Source organism: Candidatus Nitronereus thalassa, assembly GCF_032191465.1.
GTDB lineage: Bacteria > Nitrospirota > Nitrospiria > Nitrospirales > UBA8639 > Nitronereus > Nitronereus thalassa.
The window spans coordinates 1,478,079-1,503,719 of sequence record NZ_JAQOUE010000001.1; the positions used below are offsets into that span (position 1 = coordinate 1,478,079).

Here is a 25,641-nt window from a genome sequence, read left to right on the forward strand (position 1 = left end):
CGTACTGGCTTAATCACTTGGGGATGGTGAAGCCTTCATGGCTTTCTTGGCATGGTGTTTGACCACCCAAAATCCAATGGCAATGAGCGCCACAAGCAGAATCGTTAAGAGATTAAAGTATTGTTCAATCACTTCCTTCACCCATGGGCCAAAGAGTTGCAGTGTTCCGGCTACAAGAAAAAAACGAGCCCCACGGCTGAGGAGGGACGCAATCACGAAGACCCGAAAATTGACATAGAAGGCCCCCGCGCCGATGGTGAACACTTTATACGGAATTGGCGTCAGCCCTGCAATCAGAATGGCCCAACCTTCATACCGTTCAAAGGTTTGATGCACCATGGTCATTCGTTCAATTCCCATGAACCGCAGAAGCAACGGCCTACCGCCCCACCATCCTATGGCATAACCAAAAATTCCTCCCAACACTGACCCGACGGTCGTCACCGCAGCATAGTACATGCCCCATGATGGATTGCCTAAGGTCAGGGCCATCAGTAGCACGTCCGGAGGCAAAGGAAAAAATGAAGATTCGGCAAAAGACAGGATAAAGAGCGCCGGCACTGCATACGGCGATTCCGACCAAGATAACATCCAATCATAAAGCTCGTGAATCATAGAGCAGGACTAGTTAGGACGACTGATGAAGAGTACGGACTCGTTTATTTAATGTGGGCTCCCAAGCCCGCAACTTTGTCAACGCGCTATACTGTGTCATATCGAAGTGAAGAGGAGTCAATGAGACAAAACCATTGGTAATAGCATCCACATCTGAATGTTTTTTTCGATTCCATGACACCTGTTCCCCAGCAATCCAGTAATACTTTCCACCCCGTGGATCCATTTTTTCAACCACTGGATTATCATATCGACGCCGACTTAATGAAGTGAATTGCATTCCCTGAATTTTACTTGTAGGCAGATCCGGCACGTTCACGTTCAACAGGGTATCGGCTGGGAGGCCATGCTGCATGACCATTCTCGCAATTTCGAAAGCCACTTTGGCGCCCACAGAAAATCGAAATTGCTTTTGCCCATCCATAGACACCGCCACCGAGGGTATCTCACGAATGGCTCCTTCTAATGCAGCCGACACCGTACCAGAATTGGTGACATCATCACCAAGATTTAACCCCTTGTTTATTCCAGAAACCACAAGATCAAGTTTCTTTCCTTTCAGAAGCTGACCGACAGCCAAGGTAATACAATCGGAAGGCGTCCCATTAACGGAATACATTTGGCGCCCGACTTGTGTCAGCCTAAGAGGTTTGTGCAAGGTGATAGCACGTCCCATTGCATTTTGCACGCGGTCTGGGGCCACAACCCAAACATCCCCAAGGGCCGATAAGGCCTTGGCTAAAGCTCGAATGCCAGTGGAACCAATCCCATCATCATTGGCCACGAGGATGGTCATAAGAAAAAAAACCTATTCTTCTCCCCTGACTCAATCAATGAAATTTTCCTAGTCCAAGGTGAAACAGACGTTATGCTCTTCATACTGTGAATGAATGTCGGTAATTTTTTTGCTTAAGTTAGGGTAATATCCAGGACAATCAGGTCATCATATGGTTCTAACGAAAAAGAGCCCGCCTCAATGAATGAGGCGGGCTCTTTTTCATTTTTACTCTCAAATTATTCTTGCTTCAACAGCCCATCAAATATTTTGCATAAAATGAGCAACTTCATCTGGATCGACCGTACCCATAATGGCGGATGATGGAACGGTTGCAGATTTTTTACCGGTAAGTCCACATTCAATTTCTTCGTAAATCATTTCAACTGGCATGGACATACCACCATACACATGTGGACCCGCCACAATTTTGGCTTTGGAATACCCATAAACCGCCGTGGCCACATCTTTGGCTAACCACCCAACATAATTAAATTCAGGCACCACGATGAGTTTGGCCTTTGCGCAAAGTTTACGAAGTTCTTTTGTGGGAAATGGCCTCAATGACCTAATTTTTATCAGCCCAGCTTGTATGCCATTCTCTGTACACATACGAATGGCTTCACGACATTGGCCAGCCATACTACCTGAAGCAATCAAAATTACCTCGGCACCCTCAACATCTTGAGCTTCCAGCAGTCCATCCATGTATAAATCGATATATTTTCGTGATCGTTCAACCGCGGCCCACACCTCTTGCTGCCACACCGCATGAATGTTATAGGCCATGAAGTTTGATTTCTGGACCGGAGCATCACGAGACAATCGAGCTGGTGGATTTTCTGCATCCAACACCGGCACCGCCCCACGCCAGGCTTGACGGGCAGGTAATTTCAGACCTTTATCCTGCATGGCACAATACCCACGCGCATGAGTCACAAAAAATCCATCACAACACACCCCCACAGGAAGAGTTACATCATTCATTTCACTAATGATGAAACCTTTCATGATAAAATCAAACAAATCTTGTTGATTCTCCGCATGGAAGACGATCATTCCACAATTCAGCAGGTAGGCGATTTCAATATTGTCCGGTTGAATGGCTAAAGGCGCGTTGACGACGCGGCAGGTAAACATCGCCACAGCTGGCAATCGATGCCCTGGCCATGAAGCAATGGGCTCAATCCCGCGAAGCGTACCTGGGCCGGCAGTTGCGGTAAAGCAACGCACACCGGCGCGTGATCCACCGGCGATGGCAGACATCACGCCATATTCTTCCTCGCCACGGTAATACTCTTTCACATAGCCTTCTCCATACAATACCCCAATGAGCTGCATGGTTTCACTTTGGGGGGTAATGGGATAGGCAATAGAAAGATCCACGTTTGATCGGCGAACCGCTTCCTTGGCGGCCTCACTCCCGGTAATAAACTCTCGCTCCCGAGGAGCTTCGTTAAACATATATTGTGGAGTCACTTCTTTTTGTCTTTTTGCCTCGGCATGGGGATCTTTTCTCCCGCTCTGTGATGAAGGTGCCGGTGCGGCACTCGTAATTGGGTCGCCTTGTGGATTGGTTTTGACTTCTGGCTCTAATGTATCACTCATGGCTTAACCCCTTTATGGGTGGTGGCGAAGTCCCTTCAATTTGAAAGGACACCATTAATGTATGTTTTCTTTACCCTTCTCGTTGCATATCTTCCGGCTTATGGCCAAAGGCTGCAGCACTAGCCGCTCCTTCATTCCCGATTGGAATATCCAATGGGTTGGTATGACTTTTCCCTCCATGCACCAGAGATTGAAAGCCGGTATATCGAACATTTTCCCCATTCTCCGGCAACTTTAACCCCATCTCTTCACGCACTCGTTTGAAGACTTGGGCCGCCTTCCGAATTTTTGTGGCATCGGAATCTCTTACGGTATACATAGCGTCTTCATGGCCTTGCTCTGCACAAATCGCCGAAGTCCAGCAGTTCGTCCCGGCCCGAATCATTTTTAGGGTCAAATTGGCATAATGACAATGGACGCCAATGAAAATACAGACCTCAATTTTATTCCCCCAAATGGTTAAATTTGGATGATTAGGGTTAATCATTTCTTCAGGTTCAATTTTTGGATATTTGGGACGATAATCTGGCATGGGAATAATCAAGACATCAGGTATTTGTGCGGCAAGTTCCAAAACGGCCTTGGCTTTATCCGCTGCATGATCATTCCAATTCCACAAGACGAGGGGTCCTGGGAAAATTGTGGCATTTTTTCTAGTAAACATGGCCTTGGCCATTTCTTCCAATGCCTTTTCCTCAGCAACTTCATGCCCAAAAGTTAGCCCATTTCCTGGCTTTGGAGGAAGCACACCCAACTCGGCAGCAGATGGAGGATGAAACCCCGCCGGTCCCGGCTCAACAATTCTTTCTAACTCTGTCACTCCCACTTTCTGACTCCAATCATTGGGTTGTAAATGATACAAAAATGGTCGGTTTTACATTTGTCCACGAACCGGATTGGCTAACACCGCGCTACTATTTTTTTCCGCATAGGTGATATTTTCAGTGAGTGCCTGGTCACCAATCTGATCAATCATTTCCATTTTAATGGCATTATGTTTCGCCATATTGTCACAAACCCAGACACATTGGGCGCAGCCCTTACAACGATCCACGGCGACATAGGCGGCTCCATACTTCAGACCTTTTTCTTTGCCCGCGTCATTATTGTAATTAATGGTATTAGCTTCGGGACAATATTGGGTACATAATTTACAACTAGTGGCAGCACAAATTTCTGTATCAATATGAGCAACTAAATACATAGTATCCCCTCTTCAAAGATGAGCTAGGCCGTTGCCGCAGAAGTCGCGCCTTCTTTTACTTTAGCCCACCCATTATCAACGGCATAGTCCCAAGCAGCTTTTACAACAGCAAGATTTTTATCAATGAGCTCCTGCTTTTTCTTAAACTTTCTTTCTACCACGCTATCTAAAGCCGCTGTCCCCCCGGAAACCACGAAGCCTTTTCCAAGGAATCGATCCTTCACCGCTTGAGCCAAGGCATCCATATTCGTCAAACCGGTGATGGCCCCCATAGCACCAATCATCGCCATATTTGTGGCGAGGTCAATCCCAGCCACATCAAGCGACAACGTGGTCGCAGGCAAATAGAATAATCTGGCATTAATTTCTTTTAGCTCACGTTCCTGATCCGGCTCTAACCTCATGGGCCCATCATGGTTGATTAAGGCGACCCCTTCCTTTTTCAACCCGTAGTAAAAGGGGTTTGTGTAACTTTTTCCATGAGTAATGACCTGAGGATGAAAAATCATAATAATGTGAGGAAAGGTAATCTCGCCAATTTCATAAATTGGCTCATCGGAGACCCGAACATAACTTTCCACTGGCGCCATCCGTTTTTCAGAACCATAGAAAGGAACAATCGTGCTTTCTCCACCGGCATTAATTACTCCAGTGCTAAAAATATGAGAGCCCGTGACAACACCCTGTCCTCCTACTCCTGCCATACGAATATTAAAACGAATCGCCATGACCCAAACCCTCCTCTATCTTCAATACCTTCATGAACCTGACATCTGTAGATAACTCTTACTTCTGTTCGACAGCCTTCGCAGGTTTTGGCAAATATTCTTTATAACCGTATAACTGGGCCAAGCACTCCTTGGCTTCATCCGTAATATATTCAGAAAACTTATACCGATCGTTTTCAACATCCTTGGCATCTTCCATCACCTTATCCGTGGGAATGGCATATTCGATGTTGCAGGAGGTATAGGCCTGAATGTAGGTCGGGCCAATTTCACGAGCAACCAATACAGCCTTCTTTATCACGCTTTCCACACGTCTCGGGTTATTCGGAACGACGGTGGCCACATACGCGCAACCAGCCACTTTCGCCATTCCTAACATATCCATCTTTTCAAACTTTTTCCCTAACGGGGCCATCTTCAGAACTTGGTTTTTATTAGTCATCCCACTTTCCTGTCCACCGGTGTTTCCATACACCTCATTATCAAGCATGATGGTGGTAAACTTTTCTTTTCTAAACCATGAATGGAGTGTCTGAGCAAATCCGATATCTGCCATTCCACCGTCCCCTGCCATAACAACTACATCTTTTGGTTTATCCCCGAACCGGAGCCGTAGACCACGAACCAGCCCACTGGCAACCCCATTTTGATCACCATAGTTTCCATAGACAAAAGGAATCGCCGCTTGTGAAATAGCAAGACGACCACACCCTGCCGTTCCCACCGTGATCGTATCTTCGGGGTTAGGAAATGCAATCATTGCTAAACGAATAAACAAAGTCATGGCACATCCCGCACACATTGGATGCTCTTCCAAAATTTCTTTGAAAGTGCCAACTTGAGAAACAGAAGTTTTCTTCCCAAATGGACCAAAATCCACCATATCTCGATATTCTTTGGGCATGAACTTGCCAAATCCAGGCGTGAATTTCACGTAATCGAGGCTCATCGTAGACCCTCCTTTTTGTATGGTTTCCTAAAAGTTAAGACAGACTAAACAGCATGGTTTCTTAAAAACAAAAGACTACCCTGAACTAATTGACTCTTTAGGGTTAAGGTTAAGAAAAAAACCTTATTTCCAAAAAGAAAATACTAGGCCTATTACCGTAGCAAAGCATTGAAAATAATGTCAATCTAGAAACATTTCAATCATTCTTATAAATCTAGACGAGAACCTTGTTGACCTTTGGTAATCCTAAAGGTGAACCAACCAAGAAGGCAACACAAAAGAAGACCCAACACGAAAAAAAGAAGGCCTACCCCCTTCGGGTGCCTAGGGCTTTGGCCCCATACAGATCACTTTCTGAAGTTGTACGAACCACAGGAATTAGAAAAATGATGATGCAAAACTTAGCCAACAGAAGGAAAAGAGCTTCCGGAAGGGGAAAAAATCGAAAACAGAAAATTAATCTAAAATATACTGAACCGGGTTCACAACCTTATCATTGATCGCCACCTGGTAGTGAAGATGAGGCCCGGTAGAAAATTTCCCTGTACTGCCAACCAACCCAATCACATCACCACGCTGCACTTGATGCCCATATTTCACCAGCACTTTGGAAAGGTGCCCATAAGTTGTTTCAATGCCATACCCATGATTAATACGGATAAAGTTTCCCATCCTAGTATCATAGGCTGCCACGACAACTTTTCCAGAAGCAGGCGCTTTAACTTCTCTTCCCCTGGGTGACCCAATGTCCAATCCTGAATGAAAGGCTTTCTTCCCGGTGAAGGGGGAAATTCTTGGCCCAAACTTTGAGGTAATATGGCCTTTTACCGGCCAAATGGAGGGTGTTGCTGCCCAACGGCCCACCCGTTCTCCAGCGGTTTCTGATAAATTATCAAGGATTTGCTGCTCCCTGGAGGCCTGGCGGTCCAACCAAACTAATCCTTGCTCAATATTGACAACCAATGAGGCTTGGCTTGTGTCCTTGTTAGTCACGGCCTGATCTTCCAAATTTGAAGGATCGAGAGATTGCCCCGGCTCCCCATAGGCAGCATTTTCATAGGGAAATTCCTCTCCACCTTGACCGTTCACTTCTATGCCTTCAACACTGTCGGGCTCCAAACCGAACATAGTTTGAAGCTTCCGATTCAGTTCTTGCATCACGAGCATCCGCTGTTTCATATCATCGATCGTCGAGGAAAACGTTCTGGTCTGCCCTCGAGTTTCCACGATCTCGGTACGCAACGCATTCAATTCCGAAACCTGGCTGGTTTGGACAACATAGTGAGCCATTATTCCCAACTGCACTACGATAAGGACTGCTGCGGTCACTAAAGCCCGCTGCATGGTCACTTTGCGCAATCTCATCCGGAGAGGATTGGTCGTCGCTCCTCGAAAGATCATGATGGTATAGGCTTCATCAGAGGTTTTCATAGTCCGTCCTCTTAATGGCAACTTCTAAGTAGTTGATATACTGTACTGGAGTTGCTCCCTAAGGGTCAACGCCAAATTTTAAAGGCTTAATGGTCTTTTGATAAGAAACACGTTCTTCAATAATAAATTCACGAGTTATTGGATTTATTCGTCATATCCTGGATCCAGGACAAATAAGATTCGGAGCCTTGAACAATAGGCAGTGCAATAATTTCTGGAACATCATAACTATGTTGAGCCGTAATGGCTTTTTTCAATGTATTAAAGAGCGGCATCCTCGTTTTGAGAATCATCAGATACTCTTCTTCCTCGGATATTTTGCCTTCCCACTGAAAAAACGATTTCACCTTGGGAAGTACATTAACGCAAGCTACCAAATGCTGTGCGACAAGTAGCTTGGCTAAAGCCGCTGCTTCTTCTTCGGAAGAAGTTGTGACGAACACAACTATTGCATCCACGGTCAGCCATCCTGGCAAATCCCAATTCTCAAAAATGTCGATCCAAATCCTTAGGCAAAAAATAACTGGGTGTTACTTAAGGCTGGTTTCCACTTCCTAATCGCAGTAACCACACCTTTGTTAAATATTATCGGCAGTTCCTGCTCAAACTTAAAGACATAAAAAACAAATATAAATAAGATTTAACACCTAGATATTCCCACATAAAATATTGCATTCCCAATCACTGCTCATTTCTCCAGCCCACTCATTGTTTCTGGGGTTTAGATTAAAAAGCCCCTTTTAGTAGATTATTTTCCAGGGATTCGGGTTTTTGATTTTTCAGCTAGATCGATAATAGCTGGACGAAACGAATCCTGAAGTGCCACTGGATAACTCTGGACCGATTCCTCTAACCCATAATACACACCATCATTGACAGCCCCCTGAAATTTCATAGCAAAACTCCATAAGACTTGGGATGGGTCCCCGGTTGGCGTTAACCGAAGATCCATTTCCACCTCGGTCGTCGTTTCTCCCATAGGCAACCCAATCATCCAAAACACGGTGCCAAGCGGACCCAAGAGATAGGTGGTCAACCGACGTTCCCACTTGGTTGAATGGAGGCGTCCTCGCAAGACGTAATCACTGGAGGGAGGAGACTCCCCACCCGCAAAGGTCACTGAAGAAAAGATTTTAGCTTCTCGAATCTCATCAGCCAATGCTCTCGCAAAATCCTTTGAAGGATCAAAAAAGAGTTCATCAACTTCTTCAGGGTCAACCACGGTCTCGGGACGATCATACGAGGCTACCCCATGAGGCACCAAAGGAATCGCCACTTTCCAATACTCATCCTGGACCTTATTCCCTCGAAGATCTTCAAGAGGAAGTACGACAAGTCGTGCCGAAATAGGGTCCTGGGGTGGAACATCCAAATAGGTTTTGTCGGGAAGGGGTGGATACGTCCACTCTCTGTTCCCTAAACAGCCAGACACGCTCAAAGCCCCAATCATGAGAACACACAAAACTTTCCACACTGATGTCACCCGAACCATATCATGTCTCCTTGATAACAAACCCATTCAGCATAAAAAAGAGTGTAGCACATCTGACAGAAAATTTTCCGCTTTTCCTTGATCCCCAGGCCCAAAGGACTGAGGAGCCTCAGCACTCAATAATCACCTAGGAAAATGTAGAAGACAATCCAGGCTTCCCATCAAAATTAAGAGAGAACTGTCATCTCCCCAAGATAACGAAGGGGGGACCTCAAACACAAGAAGCAGACAATATCGAAAGTTTCCTAGGAATTGACAAGACCACCTAGTCGAGACAATGAACCCTGAAGTTCTTGATATGACCTGGCGACAGGAATTTGAGGAAATTCTGCTTTGATCGAATCCGGAGGACAAAAAAACACCCCCACATTGGCTTCTTTTAACATAGAAATATCGTTGTAGGAGTCACCAGCAGCCAGCACACGAAAATTTAAATTCTTCAGGGCGGCCACCGCATGACGTTTTTGATCAGCTTGACGAAGATGGTAGTTTCGAATAAATCCTTCTTCATCAATTTCCAAGGTGTGACAAAAAATTGAGGGGTACTGAAGCTGTTGCATGAGGGGCGCCACAAGATCGTAAAAAGTATCAGAAAGAATGATCACCTGGCATCGCGCACGTAACCAATCTAAGAACTCGGCGGCACCCTCAAGTGGCTTCAATGTAGCAACCACATTTCTTATATCCGCAATCCGCACCCGATGATCAGCCAAAATTTTAAGGCGAAGTCGCATTAATTCGTCATAGTCGGGTATATCACGAGTGGTCACTTTCAAATCCGCAATACCCGTTTTATCAGCGACCGCCAGCCAAATTTCTGGAGTCAACACTCCTTCCATATCAAGACAGGTCAATACTGGCTGTGTCATAAGATCTTCATCTTTCCTCTTTCTCTCACGAGGAATTGATCGGCCAAACCTAGAGCTTACGCATCTTACTAAGAAACAACCCCCAGGACAATCATTACGCTTTATTTCTTAAACACTTCAGGATTCACGCAATACGGTAAGTCTTCGCCCGCTAAACCTGCACGAAGATTTTCTGCAGCCATCAAAGCCATTTTTCTACGAGTAGCCACCGAGGCACTCGCAATATGCGGCACCACCAAGCAGTTGGGCAAGGTTAACAGAGGATCATCCACCGAGATCGGTTCGGGGTCAGTAACATCCAAGGCTGCATAGGCAATGTTTTGATTTCTGAGGGCATCATATAAGGCCTTCGAATCCACAACCCTACCCCGTGACGTATTAATCAGAATAGCCGTGCGCTTCATACGATTGAGAACCTTCTTATCAATCAATTGTTGGGTTTCAGATGTCAGGGGAACATGCAAACTGAGAAAGTCGGATTCTGCAATTACTCGATCAAATGAAACTTGTTCCACGTTAGCCTGGGCAAGTAGTTCGCTGGGAATGGGCCGCGAATGGTTGACTAATACCCGCATACCAAACCCATGCGCCCGCTTCGCCACAGCCTGACCAATTCGCCCAAATCCAATAATCCCTGCCGTCGCACCATTAACATCTTGACCGACAAACAGGGCGGGATCCCAAGCCCCCCAACGCCCGGCCTTCACAAATTCCGCTGCCTCACCAATTCGCCGACCAGCAGCCATGAGCAAGGCGAAGGCAAAATCTGCTGTAGTTTCGGTCAAAACCCCAGGGGTGTTCCCAACAGGAATTTTCCGTTTCGTGCAGGCCTGTATATCGATATGATCAAATCCAACAGCCATCGTACTGACCACACGAAGCCGTGGAGCCAGCGATAACAATGCTTCATCAATCGTATCTGTCAGTAAGCAATACAGGCCATCCACCTCTGAAACTTTTTCACACAACTCATTTCGCGGGATTGGCTCTTCTCCAGACCAGAGCTCAACATCGGCAAAGCTTTTAATCGCTTCTAAGCCTGCTTCGGGAATCCGTCGGGTTACCAGAACGCGAGTCTTTGCCATGAACAAGGGATTACCTTTTATCTCTATATGACCGTCACCAAGACCACGAAAGCCAGATAGCATAAACCATTTAGAATCACGTGGTGCGGTTGCAGGCTCTGACGCCTAGCCAACACCAACAGATAGGTCGTCGCCAAAAAGGTCAGCCCCATTCCTAGCAGAACTTCTTTCCGGGGAACCCAGGGCGTTAACATCACGCCAAGTGCCGGAAGGAGACTCCCTTGGAACACCATCGCACCGGTGATATTCCCGAATGCCAGAGTATCGCGGCCACGCCGTATCCACAAAATACTATTTACTTTCTCTGGCAACTCAGTCGCTACCGGCACGATTAACAACGACAAGGCTAATGTCGAAATTCCCAACCACGCGGCCAAATGCTCCACGCCAAAAACAAATCCCTTGGCTCCTCCTACAATAAGCGCGAGCCCCAACAATAGTTGGATTATAATCGTGACGAGATTTTCCGGCAGCTTGATTTTGCTAAGAAACAGGGGATGATCGGCCTCTGTCCCATGACCCTGTTCGACCAATCCACGTGACGCACGAATAGTCAGCATGAGATAAATCATATAACTGAGAGTTAAGCCAAACGCGATCGTCACCCGAGTGACCCGCCATTCCACGGGAATAAACACCGCAATGGTGGCTAACAAAAAGGCAAATAAAAACCAATGCAGATCCCGGAGTAACCCTGTCGGTTCTGGGCGAAAATAGCTGTTCCAGCCCCGACGATGCGCCGCAAACATTCCCATGAGAAACAAGGTCAAGGTTGAAAGCATTAGCGGTGCACCCAGGATCGCCCCGACTCCGACCTCATGGCGTGTTTCCAGACTGGCAGAACTCGCCACTACCGCCACGATTGGCACCATGGCCTCGGGTAATGCCGTGCCCACGGCTGCAAAAATCGACCCAGTCACCCCCTCGGATATACCTAACCGTTCGCCGAGATGCTCTAGGGCATTGGTAAAGACTTCGGCCCCGATCAATATTAAAAAAAGCGCCAGTAGTAGAATCCAAAGTTCCATTGTCGTCTCACTTTATCCATCGAACCTCATTTGTCAGCAGAAGCCAATACCCTCCGTCTTTTGCCGTATACCAAGCCTCTTGCTCCCCGAACAAAATATACAATAGACTATGCCTATGGACGATTGGATGTGGATTGCCGCGTTGACTGTTGGTGCCGTGATGGTCTATCGGTACGCCTTTCGTTGGTGGCGCATTCGACGGACTGGCAAACAGGCAGATGAATTGCTGGCCTCTATTGTCAAGGGCAAGGATTCATTTCGTCGTTAAAAACTTCATCCAGTTCTTCAGCCTAATTCAATCGGATTTTTCTGCAAATGTGACCCACATCTTTTCCCTTCCCCCCAGGCCAAACAATGCCTGGTCAACGCACTATTGTCGCCAATGACGACACATGCCGCACAACAAGCTCAGATCTACCTTCATCGAGGCAATCTCACGCAAGCGCAATATTGGTGTGCTCAAGCAGTAGATGAAGCCCGATCACAGGGCACCTGGGACACGCTGGCTTCAGCATTAGGCAACCTGGGCAATGTGTATGCCTTATTGGAAGATTTTCAACAAGCCGAGGCCTGTTATCAAGAAGTCCTTACCATCCAACGCAGCCAAGAAAACCCCAACACCATCGGGGAGACGCTGGCTAATATAGGAAACGTCAAGGCCGATGCAGGAGACTACACCAAAGCCCGCGCGTATTACTTGGAAGCCATCGACGTGTTGACCGCCACCGAGAACCACCGCGCCCTGGGAATCTTATATGGCAATTTGGCTCTGCAGGAAATTGCCACCAACCAGCTCGAAAACGCCATTGGCCATTTTACGTACGCGCTCGACTTTCATCGAATGGTTGGGGACGAAGTCAGCCTGGCCAATACCTATAGCCAACTGGGTCAAGTTTTTCTCACGCAGGGAAAGTTTCGTCAAGCAGAGGGTTGTCTTAATAACGCGAGTGAACACTTCATTAAACTGGGCAATGAACCCAGCGAAGCGGCAGTCTTACGAGTCTTAGCGGATTTGTACAATAAGAAGGGCGACACCATTTCAGCAGTGCGATGTCTAGAACGAACGATTCAGATCGATATTCGTTATCAACTTCCGGAACGGACCAACGATTTTTCTCAACTTTCCGAGTTTCGGAAGAAAAACCCCGCCCCACAAGCCGGAATCCCCCCAAAACTTAAAAAGAAGACGAATCCGCCATAAAGTCAAAAACCAATTGAACGGGTGGTTGCAAACCCATCCTCTGATCGCCCAAGGGCTTTGATTTTGCCTCACCATGCAGACGGCTCCAGCTCATGCCTGAACTCACTTCCTGCAACTCGCCCCAACAGGAACCACAACGATGGGTTTTGGAAGAGAGGCTCTTTCGTTGGCGGTGATAGGCACGACCACATTTCTGACATTGCCAAGTATATTTTGATAGAGCGGCCACTTCATTGAGCAACGTATGATAAACGGTAATTCCTAGTCCGTCGTGATTCATAAGTTTCATCATTCGCCGAAATTCCCGACCATGCGAGGGATGACATTTTTTCACATCAAACTGCCACTGGTGAATCATCTCATGAGCTAACGTTCCGCGGATTTCGGCTAGGGACTGTGCACGAAGAAGCGGAAGAGATAATCGAATGACCCGTCCGACCCCATGACGAATATCCGGAGAGACATGTTGGGTTCGTGGCCCAGTCTCACTCACAAACAGACCAACTGACGATGTCAACCGGGAACTCCACTGAATCTCAATGGTAGGAAGACGGGAATCAAAGTATGTCGCATTCAGAGAACTCCACATGCGTTGAAGCTCATGAGTTTCCAAGGGAGCGAGATTTTTTTCCGGAACACCGTTCATTTTCTTCAAATTTAATCACCTGGAGTATATTTGGGATGGGTGCTATGGTACCATGTCTTTTTGTTCACCCCAACCCCTACAGTGAATAGAACTTGAGCAAACCAAATTAACATCACCATACAGCCAGACAATGACACAACCAAAGGATCACGATTTTATGCAAGCAGCACTCGAAGAAGCCAAAAAGGCCTTTGCCTTTGGTGAAGTACCGGTTGGTGCTGTTCTTGTCTGTGAGGATGCTATTGTCGCTCGTGGGCACAATCAGCGTGAAGGCCAACATGATCCCACAGCACATGCCGAACTTCTGGTCATCCAACAAGCAGCGGAAACACTCCAGTCTTGGCGGCTTATCGGCACGACACTATATGTAACCCTTGAACCCTGCCTGATGTGTGCCGGGGCCATCCTCCAGGCAAGAATTCCTCGGCTCGTGTTTGGCACTTTTGATCCCAAAGCGGGAGCCTGTGGTTCATTGTTTACCGTTCACCAAGATTCACGACTCAATCATCAAATCAATGTGACTCATGGAATTGAAGAACCTTCTTGCCGGAATATTTTGAAGGAATTTTTCCAACAACTCCGGCAGAACCAACCCTTACCCATGTCTTGACCCACCACATAGGTAGCGCGGAGAGGTGCGAGAGTGGCCGAATCGGGCGGTCTCGAAAACCGTTGACCCGAAAGGGTCCGTGGGTTCGAATCCCACCCTCTCCGCCAGCCCTCACTTGTCAAGTGGTGCTTGCCAGCCAAAGCCCTGGCGAAAGGGGGCATTCCAACCATATTTTTCGGCCAATAAACACTACAACCAACACTTCCGCTTTTTATCTTTTTGAGCTCATACCCTGAGGATCATTTCCCCCTTACGTATCCCTACTGTAGACAACTCCCTTCATAGGAACCCTTGGTATACTCTTCCAAAATTTTGCTAACTTCTTAATTATCCAGCAAAATATTTTTTAATTAGCCATGGCCTCGATTTTGCTTGTATTTGTGTTGGTTCAAATGACTTTCCAGCGGAGGCCTGAATGCAAGAACAATCCAACATTTCCAAAGATCCCCGAATCATGAATCCACTTGCTGAATTGCTCAAAAAAATTCACGATATATTGAACCCATCACCGTCACACACCAAGTCTCAAGAATCTCCTCCATCCCAAGACCTCTCATCCCCAGACACAGCATCCAACCAATAAATATTGAATATTTTTCCTGTTTCTATTTAGCCAAAGAAAGAGCCCTTGGCCAGGCATGTAAGAACAATCCCATCTCAAAAAAATACGTCATCCCTCGCATAGACGGAATGCGGACAATCTTGGATAGTGAATTCAGGTCGTTCCTCCTTGGGTAAAAGGCCTGCTCAGTCAGTTTGAGCAGGCCTTTTTTAATTTTGCCGTCTCTATTCCATCCATACCATTTGGCACTATCTAGACCACGCCAAAAATCTATACGGCAACAGAAAACATGAAGGATTTTTCCGGAAAGGGAATAAAATGCTATAGGCTTCGTAGATTGGAAATGCGAGGTGTGTCCAATGCACGGTGCAGGGCAAGAGGCAAGATGACATCCAAGAGTCGATGAGCAATAAGGGGCTTTGCCGCTCGATCTAGGTGCAGGATCTCTCCTGCCTTGGTAAGAATGGTCAGTTCATTCATATCGTTGCCAAAAGCCGAATCTGGACCGCTGATATGATTGACAGCCACAAGATCAAGGGTTTTTTGATGCAGCTTTTTTCTTCCGTTTTCGACATGATTTTCGGTTTCAGCCGCAAAACCAACAAGGATTTGATGCGTTTTCTGCTTGGAAAGGCTGGCGAGAATATCGGGAGTCCGCTCAAGATCTAGGGATTCTCCGGCCCACTCATCCTTTTTGAGTTTCTGAGGCGCCACCACACGGGAACGAAAATCTCCTACCGCCGCTGTCATGATAAGCACCGTGGCCCAAGAAAATTTATCTTCCAAGGCTTGTTGCATTTCCTCTGCTGTCACGACTGAAGTCGATTCACAATTGGCGGGTGACGGAAGGTTCGTTGGCCCACTGACAAGTAAGACTTGGGCTCCCCGGTGTGCCGCAGCTTGGGCAATGGCATAGCCCATTTTTCCAGACGAGCCATTAGTGATGAATCGAATCGCGTCAATTGGTTCCCTGGTAGGCCCAGCCGACACCAAGACCCGTTGCCCAGCCCAATCGTGTTGACGAGACAGGCAAGCAGCCACCGTATTTAAAATTGCCTCTTCAGAAGGAAGTCGCCCCCTCCCCACCTGACCTGAAGCTAATGGGCCATCTTCCGGCTCCATAACCGTCACACCACGCCCACGTAAGACTTGGGTATGCTCCATCACTGACGGATGATCCCACATTTCGCCATCCATGGCCGGCGCAAAAATCAGAGGACATCGAGCCGCTAAAATCATCGTGCTCAAGAGGTCATCAGCCAGGCCCAATGCACTTTTTGCTAACGTATTCGCCGTGGCCGGAGCAACCAGCACAAGATCCGCCGATTCCGTTAACCGCAGATGCGGCATAGTCTCCGACTCGGAAAATAGGTCCGTAGATACTGACCGCTTTGACAACACTTCAAACGTGAGCGGGGTGACAAACTGCTTCGCCGCCAGCGTCATGACTACCGAGACTTCCGCCCCTTCCTCTACTAAAGTTCGAAGAAGTGACACGGCCTTATAGGCGGCAATACTCCCGGCGACGCCCAACACAATCCGTTTATTGTCGAATTTACCCATGACCCACGCCAGCGCAAGAAAACCTATTCGACAGTTTCAGCCACTTCTGTCGAGTCACCGCCATCTTCCGGCTCGGCCACCTTTGGCGAATCATCAATATAGACACTCAATTGTTGCTGAATCTCCTTCGCATCTTCATCGCCTCCCGCCAGGACCGCTTGGTCAAAACCGCGCTCCGTTTGACGTTTGGATTCTCGAATCGCCTGCCGGGCTTCTTTTCCTACCAAATATTTCACATCGCCTCGCAAGACCTCTTCCAGAGCCACGGAAGTTTCCTTTGCAAATTTACTCGTCTGCGAGGGTTGCCCACTTCGCATGATTTGCTTTGCCCGTTGGGCGGCGACAAGCACCACCCGATATCGGGAATCAAATTTTCCACTACTACTATCATGTAACAACGGAAGAGTATCAGTCATTCTTCAAGCTCCTTATGAACATGGTTTATACGATAGTCGAATTTTCTTTGAGGGCCTTATCTTCGATTAATCCCTTATCTTTTAGCCATTCCGTATCCAGCCGCGCGGTCTTCACTCTCTCGGCGCAAATGATGGATTCCAGATCTTTGGTGGCCTGAATAAGATCTTCATTGCGAATCAAATAATGATAAGACCGAAAATTAGCAATTTCCTCTCTGGCCAATTCAAGACGGCGTTGAATTTCCTCGGTGGAATCCGACGCCCGACGATACAGCCTCGTCCGCAACACTTCCAACGACGGAGGCGTGACAAACACATACACGGCCCCGGAAAACTGCTTCATGATTTGGCGAGCCCCTTGGGCATCAATATCAAGCAAGACGTCGATACCTTCGCTCATTGACTCTTCGAGCTGGCGCTTAGGGGTACCATATAATTTTCCATAGACCTCTGCCCATTCCACGAATTCATTACGGTCAATCATACCACGGAATTGTGGTTCATCAATAAAACAATAATCCACCCCATGTTGTTCGCCAGGCCGAGGATTTCTAGTCGTACAAGAAACCGAAAGGGCGGTCTGCGGCACCTGCGCAACCATATTTTTGCACAACGTGCTTTTTCCTGCCCCAGAGGGTCCTGATACAACAAAGAGTACACCGCTTCGTTTCATCATTCTGACAAGGCACCTAAGTTCAACATTGGAAATGGATTATTCGACATTTTGCACTTGTTCGCGAACCTTTTCCAGTTCCCCTTTGAGTTGGACCACACATTTGGAAATTTCAGCATCATTCGCCTTGGAGCCAATCGTATTGACTTCTCGCCCCATTTCCTGCAACAAAAAGTCCAATTGCCGTCCCACTGGATCCTTCGCTTTCACCAGGGCATCGAATTGCTGACAATGACTATCCAGACGAATGAGTTCTTCGGTCACGTCGCACCGATCCGCAAAGATCGCTAATTCTTGTTTAAGGCGTGTATCGTCCAAAGCACTATCGCCTATCAGCCCATTGAGACGATCCTTCATACGATCATAGTAGTCTTTGGTCACCTTGGGCAACCGCCGACGAATCTGCCCCTGAACCTGCCTGACCACCTGCACGCGTTTGACCATATCACTTTGCAGAGCCTTCCCTTCTCGACGACGCATACGATCAAGGTCTTCCACCGCGCCGACGACCAATCGCTTGACAGCGCGGTCAAAGGCCTGGGAATCCACGGTGGGCTCCCCCACAGAAAAAATTTCCCGGAACGATCCTAAAAATGAGACGTCGATACTGCCCCCCAATTTTAGCTCTCGCTGCAGTTCTTGGAGAACTTGATGGTATTGGCGAGCCAAGGTCCGATCGAGTTTCAACGTCTTGGAGCTTTCTTTCCCTCCAACATAGGCCACGGAGACCTCAATGCGTCCTCGGCTGCATTGTTGGGCGATCACCTGTTTCAACTCTTCTTCCAACTCGTTCTTGCCTTTGGGAAGACGCATCATGATTTCCCGAAAGCGATGATTGACAGATCGAATTTCCGCGGAAATGCTCACTCCCTGAACGGTGCTTTCACGTTTTCCAAACCCGGTCATGCTCTTCATCATGATTTCATCAACTTTCCATCCCAGTCACAGTCCGCCGAAATAACACAAGATCCACATTTGGGCTTTCGGGCCAAGCAGACATAGCGCCCGTGAAGTAAGAACCGTTGCGATCCACCAGTCCAATCTTGTTGAGGAAGCAAAGCTTGAAGATCGTATTCAATAGTGGTGGGATCATGGCTCGTCGTCAAATGAAGGCGGTTCGCAACACGTTTCACGTGAGTATCCACAATGATCCCAGGCTTTTGAAAACAGGCGCCCAAAATCACGTTCGCGGTTTTTCTTCCGATGCCCGGCAAAGAGGTCAACTCTTCCATTGTGTCCGGAACTTTCCCATTGAAAAGTTCAACCAACCCCTGGCTGCAGTGAATGACGCTTTTAGCTTTACTTCGGAAAAACCCCGTCGAACGAATGATGGCTTCGACATCTGCAGGATTGGCCTTGGCCAGGTGTTGCGGTCCTGGATACTTTGCAAATAAGGCCGGGGTCACGCTATTGACTCGTTCATCTGTGCATTGCGCTGATAAAATCGTGGCAACCAACAACTCGAAGGGTGTGCGATGTTGAAGTTCGACTATCGCCTCAGGAAGAGCCCGTTTGAGCGTGGCAATAATTCGGCATGCCCGTGCTTTGGCATCTGGTTTCACGGAGGTTCCCGATTTCCCTGCACTCATTCACAACCACGATTATGCGATGGGGACGTGAGGGTCGTCCCATAATGGATTCTCACGCTTATCACTAACCATCTCAAGATTGCTTTCCAATTCAATACGACGCAAGCGATCCACAATTCCCGAGTAAATGGGATGGAGGGTCTCTTTATGAAGGGCCGATACTCCGACACCATGATGACGGTAGCAAAGCGCTTCCGCGAGTTCAGGCTGTAACCGATCACACTTATTCAGGACAAAAATTCTCGGGACCTTGTCTAATTCCAATTCCAATAAGATATGCTCAACAACTTGGATCTGTTGATCAAAGTCCGAGGCGCTGGCATCAATGACATGCAACAATAAGTCAGCGTCATGCAACTCCTCAAGAGTCGTTCGAAAAGCTTTCAAGAGCCCTTGGGGAAGATCTCGGATAAAACCGACGGTATCCGTCAGAATGACTTCCTGGCCCGTGGGCAAATGGAGACGGCGACTTACGGTGTCCAAGGTCTCAAACGGTCGATTGTCCGCGGGGACATGGCTATCGGTGAGGGCATTGAGCAACGTCGATTTTCCGGCATTGGTATATCCCACAATCGACACGACGGGAACTTGATTCCGTGTTCGCTTGGCTCGTTGCTGGATACGATGTTTCGTCAACGACTCCAGGTCACTTTCAAGATGGGTAATTCGGTCCCTTACTCGCCGAAGGTCGGTCTCGAGTTTGGTTTCTCCTGGACCTCGACCACCAATTCCCCCGCCCAATCGAGAGAGCGCGGTACTTGATTGCGACAATCGCGGCAACACATATTTCATTTGCGCTAATTCGACTTGGATCTTCCCAGAACGGGAATGCGCACGTTTCGCAAATATATCCAGGATTAACTGAGTGCGGTCCAGCACTTTCATTTCCGTCTTTTCCGAAATAGAGCGGATCTGTGTGGGAGTCAGGTCTCGATCAAAAATTAACATTTCGGCGCCACTCTGAAGCGCGTGAATAATCACATCCGTCAGCTTCCCCGACCCCATGACATACTTTGGATTCATAGCCACGAGCCGCTGCTCGACAACATCCAACACTTCGATTCCTTGAGAGACAATGAGTTCTTTTGTTTCCGCAAGGCGTTCTTCCTGTTCGGCTCGACTCCTGGCATACACACTCACGAGTATGGCGCCTGGTCGACCGTTGGTCGTTTTGAGGGCAGGAGTTTCTCGACCGATTTCGGACTCTAAAGACTGTACGAATTCCTGGCATTCCATTTGAAACGAATGGAATGCCGTAGGGGCTAATTCCACGTATGCTTTTCTTTCAGCACTTGTTGGAAGCAAATGGGCCACGAAAATCCTTCCTGGCTCTCCTTGCTCTCCAACCCCAATGGCAACCATCATATCCAAACGCAATAAGGCAAGGTCCGTTAAATCATCCTTTGTTAAAGGCTGATCTTTGAGGTGTGTATGGACAAATCGGACTCCGCGTAATAAACGGGAACCCGATCGACTTCTGGCGAGCAAAGGAAGAACGAGTTGCCGATCAGTTCCAACGATAATGTTTTCGATCTCTCCCCGGCGATTGATCAAAAATCCAATTTGTCGACGGATTTCATGTGAGAGTTCTGTTGATGCCTTCGCCAATTCCGGCGTAATCACACGCTCGACTGGAATACGTCGCCGATAGAAACGTTCGAGTCGTGCCAATTGGCTAGCTTTAAGACCGTTTAAATATCCAGTAGGTGTGGGAATGGACTTCTCCTCCTGAAATTATTGATTCACAGCTTTTTGGTGGTTTGGCTTCATGGTATGGAGGATTTGGGTTTGAAGATTCGCCTTGGCGTCAGCATCCCAGGAAGCGAACTCTCCTTGGTGAAAAGCCCATAACCCAGCCGCGGCAATCATGGCCGCATTGTCCGTGCACAACTCGATCCTGGGAATGGTCAATTGAACGCCAGATTCCGCACCACGCTCTGCGAGCCTTACTCGCAAGCGGCTATTCGCGGATACGCCACCAACAATGGCAACGGCCCCCACCTTATAACGACGAACCGCCCGAAATGTTTTTTCCACCAAGACCTCGACAATAGCTTCTTGATAACCCGCAGCCACGTCGGCTAGAACACATTCCTGAGCATTCTTTTTTATATCCCTCATGTAATACAACAAAGAAGTTTTGAGCCCACTAAAACTAAAATTGAGCCCCCCTCGATTCAAGTATGGCCGAGGGAAACGAACGGCTTGAGGATTACCGGATTGTGCGAGTCGATCAAGGGCAGGGCCACCGGGGAAATCTAACCCGAGCATTTTGGCTCCTTTATCGAACGCCTCTCCTGCCGCATCATCAAGGGTTCGACCAACGAGGCGGTATTCCTGGAACCGCGGAACAAAATACAAATGGGTATGTCCACCCGACACGACGAGAATCACACAAGGAGTTTGGAGATTTGGCTGCTGCAACCAAGCCGAAGCCACGTGCCCTTCAAGATGATTCACCGCTATCCAAGGGATATTTTGTGCATACGCTAAGGCTTTCCCAAAACTTACTCCAACAAGGAGAGCGCCGGCTAACCCAGGTCCCTGGGTGACGGCAATGCCTTTCACATCAGACAGGGTGATCTGTGCAAGACGGATAGCTTCCTGCACAATCTCCTCGATTTTCTCCGTATGTTTTCGGGATGCCAGCTCTGGCACCACCCCCCCAAATCGTCGATGCACATCATGTTGGGAAGACACGACATTGGCCAGGACCTCTCCCTTCTCCGAAACCACCGCCGCTGCCGTTTCGTCGCAGGAGGTTTCGATTCCTAAAATGTAACCAGGCTCTGCTGATGAGAAGTTCAAGGTGGTAGAATGGCTTTGTTAAATTAAGAGGTTGAAGGGAAATTTTCGATCATAAAAACACGACGACCCTCACCGCCCGAAAGCCATGAGGGTCGCTATATTCATTCACTCAATCTCGGGATCATCCGATCGTCTCACGATCAGACACTAGCCATGGCTTCTTCCTCAACAAAGAAGGGAGCATTATCCCGCAACATGACTTTGATCTTTCGAACATCTTTGAATCGACCTTTGATCAATTCCTCTGATAGGGGATCGCCTAACAGTTTTTGAATGGTTCGCCGCATAGGCCTGGCCCCATATTGCGGTTGATACCCTTCATCAATTAACCATTGTTTGACCTCTTCCCCGATATCCAATTGAACGTCGCGCTCTGCAAGCCGATCATTCAACTCTTTGATCAGAATATCTATGATTTGGAAGAGATGAACTTTTTCCAATGGGTGGAAGACCACAAATTCGTCGACGCGATTCAAAAATTCGGGGCTGAAATTCCGCTTGAGTTCATCAAGCACTTCACCCGTCATGCGCTTACGATCACCGGTAGCTTCTTCTTTTTGAAATCCCAGTGATACGCCTTTTTGAATCATTTTAGTGCCCAGATTCGAGGTCATGACAATAATCGTATTTTTGAAATCAACTTTTCGACCCAAACTATCTGTCAGGACACCATCATCCAAAACTTGGAGTAACACGTTAAAGATATCCGGATGGGCTTTTTCGATTTCATCGAACAGCACCACAGAGTAGGGTCGACGTCGAACTTTTTCGGTTAATTGTCCACCCTCTTCATAACCCACGTACCCTGGAGGTGCCCCGAACAACCGAGAACTCGTAAATTTCTCTTGGTACTCAGACATATCGATTCGGATTAAAGAATCCTCGGTGTTGAAAAGGAATTCCGCCAAGGCTCTGGCCAATTCGGTTTTCCCCACACCGGTCGGGCCTAAGTAGATGAACGACCCGATGGGCTTGCGAGCTTCCTTCAACCCAGCGCGAGAACGGCGAATGGCTCGACAAACTGCGGAGATGGCCTCTTCTTGACCAACAATCCGTTTGTGCAAAAATTCCTCCATATGGAGAAGCTTTTCCGATTCTTCTTCTTCCAGTTTGAACAAAGGAATTCCCGTGATTTTCGAGATGACAAAACTCACATCCTCACCAGTGATCACTGGTTTATCTTGTTCTTGTTTCTTTTTCCAATCACGCTTGGCATCTTCCAATAACTTACGAAGCCGTTCTTCTTCCTCACGATACTTGACCGCTTCTTCAAAGCTTTGCAAGCCAATAGCCACTTCTTTTTCCCGAGCCACCCGCTTCAATTCCTGCTCGAGAGATTTCAACTCAGGAGGCAATGCATAAGATTGAAGCTTAGCACGCGAGCCGGTCTCATCAATGAGATCAATGGCTTTATCGGGAAGGAACCGATCTGTAATATATCGATCCGTCAACTTAACAGCTTCAATCACAGCTTCGTCAGTAATTTCTACGCCGTGATGTTCTTCATACCGGTCACGCAAACCTTGAATAATTTTAATCGTTTCCTCGACTGAAGGCGGATTGACGTGGATCGGCTGGAACCGTCGCTTCAATGCCCCGTCTTTTTCAATGTGCTTTCGGTATTCATCTAAGGTTGTTGCACCAATACATTGAATTTCGCCACGTGAAAGTGCAGGCTTCAGCATGTTGGCGGCATCAATAGAACCCTCTGCTGCCCCAGCCCCAACCAATGTGTGAAGTTCATCGATAAATAAAATGATATTTCCCGCCTGAGCAATTTCTTTCATTACCACCTTCAGGCGCTCTTCAAATTGTCCACGGTATTTGGTGCCTGCCACTAATGATCCAAGATCAAGAGCAATCACGCGCCGATTTAACAAATTATCTGGGACATCCATAGATACTATGCGTTGAGCGAGCCCTTCCACGATCGCCGTCTTGCCTACACCAGACTCTCCGATCAACGCAGGATTGTTCTTGGAACGACGACTGAGGATTTGTAAAACTCTCTCTATTTCATCACCGCGGCCAATCACCGGGTCCAACATGGATTCTTGCGCGAGTTGGGTCAGGTCCCGCCCAAATTCATCAAGGGCTGGGGTGCTGCTTTTCTTGTCACGTTCACGGGTTCCGGACTTCCGGAGAAAGGTTACCGTTAACTGCCTGGCCGTCAACAAGTTGCCTCCCAGACTTCTTAAGACCTTCCCCCCGATGCCTTCCTCTTCTCGGAGAAGGCCAAGAAGCAGATGCTCGCTGCCAATATGATTATGGCCTAGGAGTCGAGCCTCCTCTACGCCATATTCGATCACTTTCTTTACACGCGGGCTAAAAGGGATTTCTCCAAATGTGACTGTGGTGCCACCACTGGGCAAGTTTCGCTCAATCTCCAAACGAATTTGTTCAGGAGATAAACCCATCTTTTTAATGATCATCAGCGCAATCCCATCCGACTCGCGAAGAATGGCAAGTACGAGATGTTCAGTCCCTAGATAATCATTCTGGTGGCGTTCAGCTTCTTCGCGGGCCAAAATAATGATCTTTCGGCCTCTGTCCGTAAATCGTTCGAACATTTTCCCTCCTCAGGGCAAGGTATTTTCTCGCATCCTTACGATTAACCCGAGAGTAACACGCTCAAAGTCTATCCACCATCTCTTTTCACTGTCAAGGTGTTAGAACCTTAGTAACCATAGGTTTCCATAATCATTCAGTCCCGTCAAGAGCTTAAGATTTCGGACGCCTATTTTGATTGACTCAAGCATCCGCACCCTATACAATTTTTTTCCCGATTTCGAATATAGGACGGCTCAGGAAATATCATTCCATGTCGGTCAGCCCCACCGTATAAACACTTTTCGTAATTAGACGAGTCGATCTTGACCATAATCGGTATTCTCACTAAACCGCAGTTCCCAGAATTGGAGTCCGTTTTACAGGATTTGGTCCAATGGCTCCGGGAAAAAAATAAGAAAGTCGTATTGGGTTCCTCAGCCGCTGCTTTGCTCAATGAAGAAATTTCTCATGGAGATCAAGCACTTGCATCGCAAGCGGAACTGGTGATTGTTCTCGGGGGCGATGGAACCATGCTGAATGCGGCCCGGTTAGTGGAGCCACGTTCGACCCCGATCCTAGGTGTAAATATGGGGGGCCTCGGGTTTTTGACCGAGGTAAACGTGGAAGAAATGTTTGAATCCTTGGAAAAGGTGTTTGCCCAACAGTTTCAACTCGATACCCGCCTACGGCTGGAAGCTCGAATCGCCCACCTAAAGGGAGAGGATGAACAATGCACCGCTCTTAACGATATTGTGGTTAGTAAAGGTGACATTGGGCGGATGATCAAAACCCACATCCAAATTGACAAACAGTTTGTCACCCATCTCCGAGGCGATGGGGTGATCGTGGCATCACCCACAGGCTCCACGGCGTATAGCATGTCCTCCGGGGGGCCAATACTTGATCCATCATTAGAAACCTTACTACTCACCCCCATTAGCCCGCATACCTTAACTCATCGCCCACTTCTCGTGCCGAGTCATGTCTCGCTGGAAATCACGCTCACCAGCGATGATGAGGTTCGCGTCCTCTTTGATGGACAAATTGCCTTTACCATGAACCACGGCGATTCCATTATCATCAGCGCGTCCCCCCATCGCACTCGTCTTATCCGATTCCCAGACCGTACGTACTACGACGTGTTGCGTAACAAACTCAAATGGGGAAATGGGTAAAGTACTTTTCTCGAGGATGGAAACCATTCCGAGGATTAGGCGCCATTGAACAGTCTTTGACCCT

General features: G+C 47.8%; 26 protein-coding genes and 1 tRNA gene. 5 read left to right on the plus strand and 22 right to left on the minus strand.

The annotated features are described in order from the left end of the window. Positions 1-9: 9 nt before the first annotated feature. The 13 genes from PPG34_RS06645 to PPG34_RS06705 form a co-directional block, all read right to left on the minus strand. The gene (locus tag PPG34_RS06645) at positions 10-615 is read right to left on the minus strand and encodes a YqaA family protein (protein WP_313832379.1); all 606 of its coding nucleotides are present in this window, start codon (positions 613-615) and stop codon (positions 10-12) included. A 13-nt stretch (positions 616-628) separates the two neighbouring features. After that, a complete protein-coding gene (surE, locus tag PPG34_RS06650) occupies positions 629-1,411 on the minus strand; it encodes a 5'/3'-nucleotidase SurE (protein WP_313832380.1) in 783 nt (260 codons plus the stop codon). Between the two features lie 240 nt (positions 1,412-1,651). Further along, positions 1,652-2,998: a transketolase C-terminal domain-containing protein gene (locus tag PPG34_RS06655; RefSeq protein ID WP_313832381.1), complete on the minus strand. Its 1,347-nt coding sequence runs from the start codon at positions 2,996-2,998 to the stop codon at positions 1,652-1,654. A 70-nt stretch (positions 2,999-3,068) separates the two neighbouring features. Then, positions 3,069-3,818 carry a carbon monoxide dehydrogenase beta subunit family protein gene (locus PPG34_RS06660; RefSeq protein ID WP_313832382.1) on the minus strand — a complete coding sequence of 250 codons (750 nt, stop codon included), beginning with the start codon at positions 3,816-3,818 and terminating at the stop codon, positions 3,069-3,071. A gap of 54 nt (positions 3,819-3,872) precedes the next feature. Next, entirely contained in the window at positions 3,873-4,202 is a 330-nt protein-coding gene (locus PPG34_RS06665; protein ID WP_313832383.1) for a 4Fe-4S dicluster domain-containing protein, read from the minus strand. A gap of 23 nt (positions 4,203-4,225) precedes the next feature. Then, complete coding sequence (locus tag PPG34_RS06670) at positions 4,226-4,930, minus strand: 2-oxoacid:acceptor oxidoreductase family protein (protein WP_313832384.1); 705 nt, start codon at positions 4,928-4,930, stop codon at positions 4,226-4,228. A gap of 58 nt (positions 4,931-4,988) precedes the next feature. Further along, entirely contained in the window at positions 4,989-5,879 is an 891-nt protein-coding gene (locus PPG34_RS06675) for a thiamine pyrophosphate-dependent enzyme (protein ID WP_313832385.1), read from the minus strand. 456 nt (positions 5,880-6,335) lie between these two features. After that, positions 6,336-7,310 (minus strand): M23 family metallopeptidase, encoded by a 975-nt coding sequence (locus PPG34_RS06680; RefSeq protein ID WP_313832386.1) that lies wholly within the window; start codon positions 7,308-7,310, stop codon positions 6,336-6,338. 128 nt (positions 7,311-7,438) lie between these two features. Further along, complete coding sequence (gene cutA, locus PPG34_RS06685) at positions 7,439-7,768, minus strand: divalent-cation tolerance protein CutA (RefSeq protein ID WP_313832387.1); 330 nt, start codon at positions 7,766-7,768, stop codon at positions 7,439-7,441. Positions 7,769-8,058: 290 nt separating this feature from the next. Further along, positions 8,059-8,802: a hypothetical protein gene (locus PPG34_RS06690; protein WP_313832388.1), complete on the minus strand. Its 744-nt coding sequence runs from the start codon at positions 8,800-8,802 to the stop codon at positions 8,059-8,061. A gap of 245 nt (positions 8,803-9,047) precedes the next feature. Then, positions 9,048-9,671 (minus strand): bifunctional phosphoserine phosphatase/homoserine phosphotransferase ThrH, encoded by a 624-nt coding sequence (gene thrH, locus PPG34_RS06695; protein ID WP_313832389.1) that lies wholly within the window; start codon positions 9,669-9,671, stop codon positions 9,048-9,050. A 101-nt stretch (positions 9,672-9,772) separates the two neighbouring features. Beyond that, positions 9,773-10,756 carry a 2-hydroxyacid dehydrogenase gene (locus tag PPG34_RS06700; RefSeq protein ID WP_313832390.1) on the minus strand — a complete coding sequence of 328 codons (984 nt, stop codon included), beginning with the start codon at positions 10,754-10,756 and terminating at the stop codon, positions 9,773-9,775. 23 nt (positions 10,757-10,779) lie between these two features. Then, positions 10,780-11,784, minus strand: a complete 1,005-nt coding sequence (locus tag PPG34_RS06705; protein WP_313832392.1) for a sodium:calcium antiporter — start codon at positions 11,782-11,784, stop codon at positions 10,780-10,782. A 115-nt stretch (positions 11,785-11,899) separates the two neighbouring features. Between PPG34_RS06705 and PPG34_RS06710 the strand changes: the two genes are divergently transcribed. Then, a complete protein-coding gene (locus tag PPG34_RS06710) occupies positions 11,900-12,052 on the plus strand; it encodes a hypothetical protein (protein WP_313832393.1) in 153 nt (50 codons plus the stop codon). 114 nt (positions 12,053-12,166) lie between these two features. Beyond that, the gene (locus PPG34_RS06715; RefSeq protein WP_313832395.1) at positions 12,167-12,985 is read left to right on the plus strand and encodes a tetratricopeptide repeat protein; all 819 of its coding nucleotides are present in this window, start codon (positions 12,167-12,169) and stop codon (positions 12,983-12,985) included. Here PPG34_RS06715 and PPG34_RS06720 read toward each other — a convergent pair. Next, positions 12,960-13,631 (minus strand): SprT family zinc-dependent metalloprotease, encoded by a 672-nt coding sequence (locus PPG34_RS06720; protein ID WP_313834273.1) that lies wholly within the window; start codon positions 13,629-13,631, stop codon positions 12,960-12,962. The genes PPG34_RS06715 and PPG34_RS06720 overlap by 26 nt on opposite strands. A 130-nt stretch (positions 13,632-13,761) precedes the next feature. Between PPG34_RS06720 and tadA the strand changes: the two genes are divergently transcribed. Continuing rightward, positions 13,762-14,241 carry a tRNA adenosine(34) deaminase TadA gene (gene tadA, locus PPG34_RS06725; protein WP_313832396.1) on the plus strand — a complete coding sequence of 160 codons (480 nt, stop codon included), beginning with the start codon at positions 13,762-13,764 and terminating at the stop codon, positions 14,239-14,241. Between the two features lie 19 nt (positions 14,242-14,260). After that, positions 14,261-14,348 (plus strand) — tRNA-Ser (locus PPG34_RS06730). A 776-nt stretch (positions 14,349-15,124) separates the two neighbouring features. Here PPG34_RS06730 and coaBC read toward each other — a convergent pair. From coaBC to PPG34_RS06770, 8 genes are all read right to left on the minus strand, one after another. After that, complete coding sequence (coaBC, locus tag PPG34_RS06735; protein WP_313832398.1) at positions 15,125-16,366, minus strand: bifunctional phosphopantothenoylcysteine decarboxylase/phosphopantothenate--cysteine ligase CoaBC; 1,242 nt, start codon at positions 16,364-16,366, stop codon at positions 15,125-15,127. Positions 16,367-16,389: 23 nt separating this feature from the next. Further along, positions 16,390-16,782 carry a DNA-directed RNA polymerase subunit omega gene (gene rpoZ, locus PPG34_RS06740; protein ID WP_313832399.1) on the minus strand — a complete coding sequence of 131 codons (393 nt, stop codon included), beginning with the start codon at positions 16,780-16,782 and terminating at the stop codon, positions 16,390-16,392. A gap of 25 nt (positions 16,783-16,807) precedes the next feature. After that, entirely contained in the window at positions 16,808-17,455 is a 648-nt protein-coding gene (gene gmk, locus PPG34_RS06745) for a guanylate kinase (protein ID WP_420888086.1), read from the minus strand. A gap of 39 nt (positions 17,456-17,494) precedes the next feature. Next, positions 17,495-18,373: a YicC/YloC family endoribonuclease gene (locus PPG34_RS06750; protein WP_313832401.1), complete on the minus strand. Its 879-nt coding sequence runs from the start codon at positions 18,371-18,373 to the stop codon at positions 17,495-17,497. Beyond that, positions 18,370-19,044, minus strand: a complete 675-nt coding sequence (gene nth, locus PPG34_RS06755) for an endonuclease III (RefSeq protein WP_313832402.1) — start codon at positions 19,042-19,044, stop codon at positions 18,370-18,372. Before nth ends, PPG34_RS06750 begins: the two co-directional genes overlap by 4 nt. A 12-nt stretch (positions 19,045-19,056) precedes the next feature. Next, positions 19,057-20,715 carry a GTPase HflX gene (gene hflX / locus PPG34_RS06760; RefSeq protein WP_313832403.1) on the minus strand — a complete coding sequence of 553 codons (1,659 nt, stop codon included), beginning with the start codon at positions 20,713-20,715 and terminating at the stop codon, positions 19,057-19,059. 63 nt (positions 20,716-20,778) lie between these two features. Then, on the minus strand, positions 20,779-21,852 hold the full coding sequence (tsaD, locus tag PPG34_RS06765) for a tRNA (adenosine(37)-N6)-threonylcarbamoyltransferase complex transferase subunit TsaD (RefSeq protein WP_313832405.1): 1,074 nt from the start codon (positions 21,850-21,852) through the stop codon (positions 20,779-20,781). Positions 21,853-21,992: 140 nt separating this feature from the next. Further along, on the minus strand, positions 21,993-24,422 hold the full coding sequence (locus PPG34_RS06770) for an ATP-dependent Clp protease ATP-binding subunit (protein WP_313832406.1): 2,430 nt from the start codon (positions 24,420-24,422) through the stop codon (positions 21,993-21,995). Positions 24,423-24,725: 303 nt separating this feature from the next. Here PPG34_RS06770 and PPG34_RS06775 point away from each other — a divergent pair, with 303 nt between their 5' ends. Continuing rightward, entirely contained in the window at positions 24,726-25,577 is an 852-nt protein-coding gene (locus tag PPG34_RS06775) for an NAD(+)/NADH kinase (protein WP_313832407.1), read from the plus strand. The last annotated feature ends 64 nt before the right edge of the window (positions 25,578-25,641 follow it).

Excerpts from the sequence above, each read along its gene's own strand:
- surE (WP_313832380.1), bottom strand. The coding sequence starts at position 1,411 with ATGACCATCCTCGTGGCCAATGATGATGGGATTGGTTCCACTGGCATT.
- PPG34_RS06665 (WP_313832383.1), bottom strand. The coding sequence starts at position 4,202 with ATGTATTTAGTTGCTCATATTGATACAGAAATTTGTGCTGCCACTAGT.
- PPG34_RS06690 (WP_313832388.1), bottom strand. The coding sequence starts at position 8,802 with ATGGTTCGGGTGACATCAGTGTGGAAAGTTTTGTGTGTTCTCATGATT.
- PPG34_RS06680 (WP_313832386.1), bottom strand. The coding sequence starts at position 7,310 with ATGAAAACCTCTGATGAAGCCTATACCATCATGATCTTTCGAGGAGCG.
- PPG34_RS06655 (WP_313832381.1), bottom strand. The coding sequence starts at position 2,998 with ATGAGTGATACATTAGAGCCAGAAGTCAAAACCAATCCACAAGGCGAC.
- PPG34_RS06700 (WP_313832390.1), bottom strand. The coding sequence starts at position 10,756 with ATGGCAAAGACTCGCGTTCTGGTAACCCGACGGATTCCCGAAGCAGGC.
- PPG34_RS06670 (WP_313832384.1), bottom strand. The coding sequence starts at position 4,930 with ATGGCGATTCGTTTTAATATTCGTATGGCAGGAGTAGGAGGACAGGGT.
- PPG34_RS06715 (WP_313832395.1), top strand. The coding sequence starts at position 12,167 with ATGACGACACATGCCGCACAACAAGCTCAGATCTACCTTCATCGAGGC.
- PPG34_RS06675 (WP_313832385.1), bottom strand. The coding sequence starts at position 5,879 with ATGAGCCTCGATTACGTGAAATTCACGCCTGGATTTGGCAAGTTCATG.
- gmk (WP_420888086.1), bottom strand. The coding sequence starts at position 17,455 with ATGAAACGAAGCGGTGTACTCTTTGTTGTATCAGGACCCTCTGGGGCA.
- PPG34_RS06705 (WP_313832392.1), bottom strand. The coding sequence starts at position 11,784 with ATGGAACTTTGGATTCTACTACTGGCGCTTTTTTTAATATTGATCGGG.
- rpoZ (WP_313832399.1), bottom strand. The coding sequence starts at position 16,782 with ATGACTGATACTCTTCCGTTGTTACATGATAGTAGTAGTGGAAAATTT.
- tadA (WP_313832396.1), top strand. The coding sequence starts at position 13,762 with ATGACACAACCAAAGGATCACGATTTTATGCAAGCAGCACTCGAAGAA.
- nth (WP_313832402.1), bottom strand. The coding sequence starts at position 19,044 with ATGAGTGCAGGGAAATCGGGAACCTCCGTGAAACCAGATGCCAAAGCA.
- thrH (WP_313832389.1), bottom strand. The coding sequence starts at position 9,671 with ATGACACAGCCAGTATTGACCTGTCTTGATATGGAAGGAGTGTTGACT.
- PPG34_RS06770 (WP_313832406.1), bottom strand. The coding sequence starts at position 24,422 with ATGTTCGAACGATTTACGGACAGAGGCCGAAAGATCATTATTTTGGCC.
- PPG34_RS06750 (WP_313832401.1), bottom strand. The coding sequence starts at position 18,373 with ATGATGAAGAGCATGACCGGGTTTGGAAAACGTGAAAGCACCGTTCAG.
- PPG34_RS06710 (WP_313832393.1), top strand. The coding sequence starts at position 11,900 with ATGGACGATTGGATGTGGATTGCCGCGTTGACTGTTGGTGCCGTGATG.
- PPG34_RS06645 (WP_313832379.1), bottom strand. The coding sequence starts at position 615 with ATGATTCACGAGCTTTATGATTGGATGTTATCTTGGTCGGAATCGCCG.
- PPG34_RS06720 (WP_313834273.1), bottom strand. The coding sequence starts at position 13,631 with ATGAACGGTGTTCCGGAAAAAAATCTCGCTCCCTTGGAAACTCATGAG.
- coaBC (WP_313832398.1), bottom strand. The coding sequence starts at position 16,366 with ATGGGTAAATTCGACAATAAACGGATTGTGTTGGGCGTCGCCGGGAGT.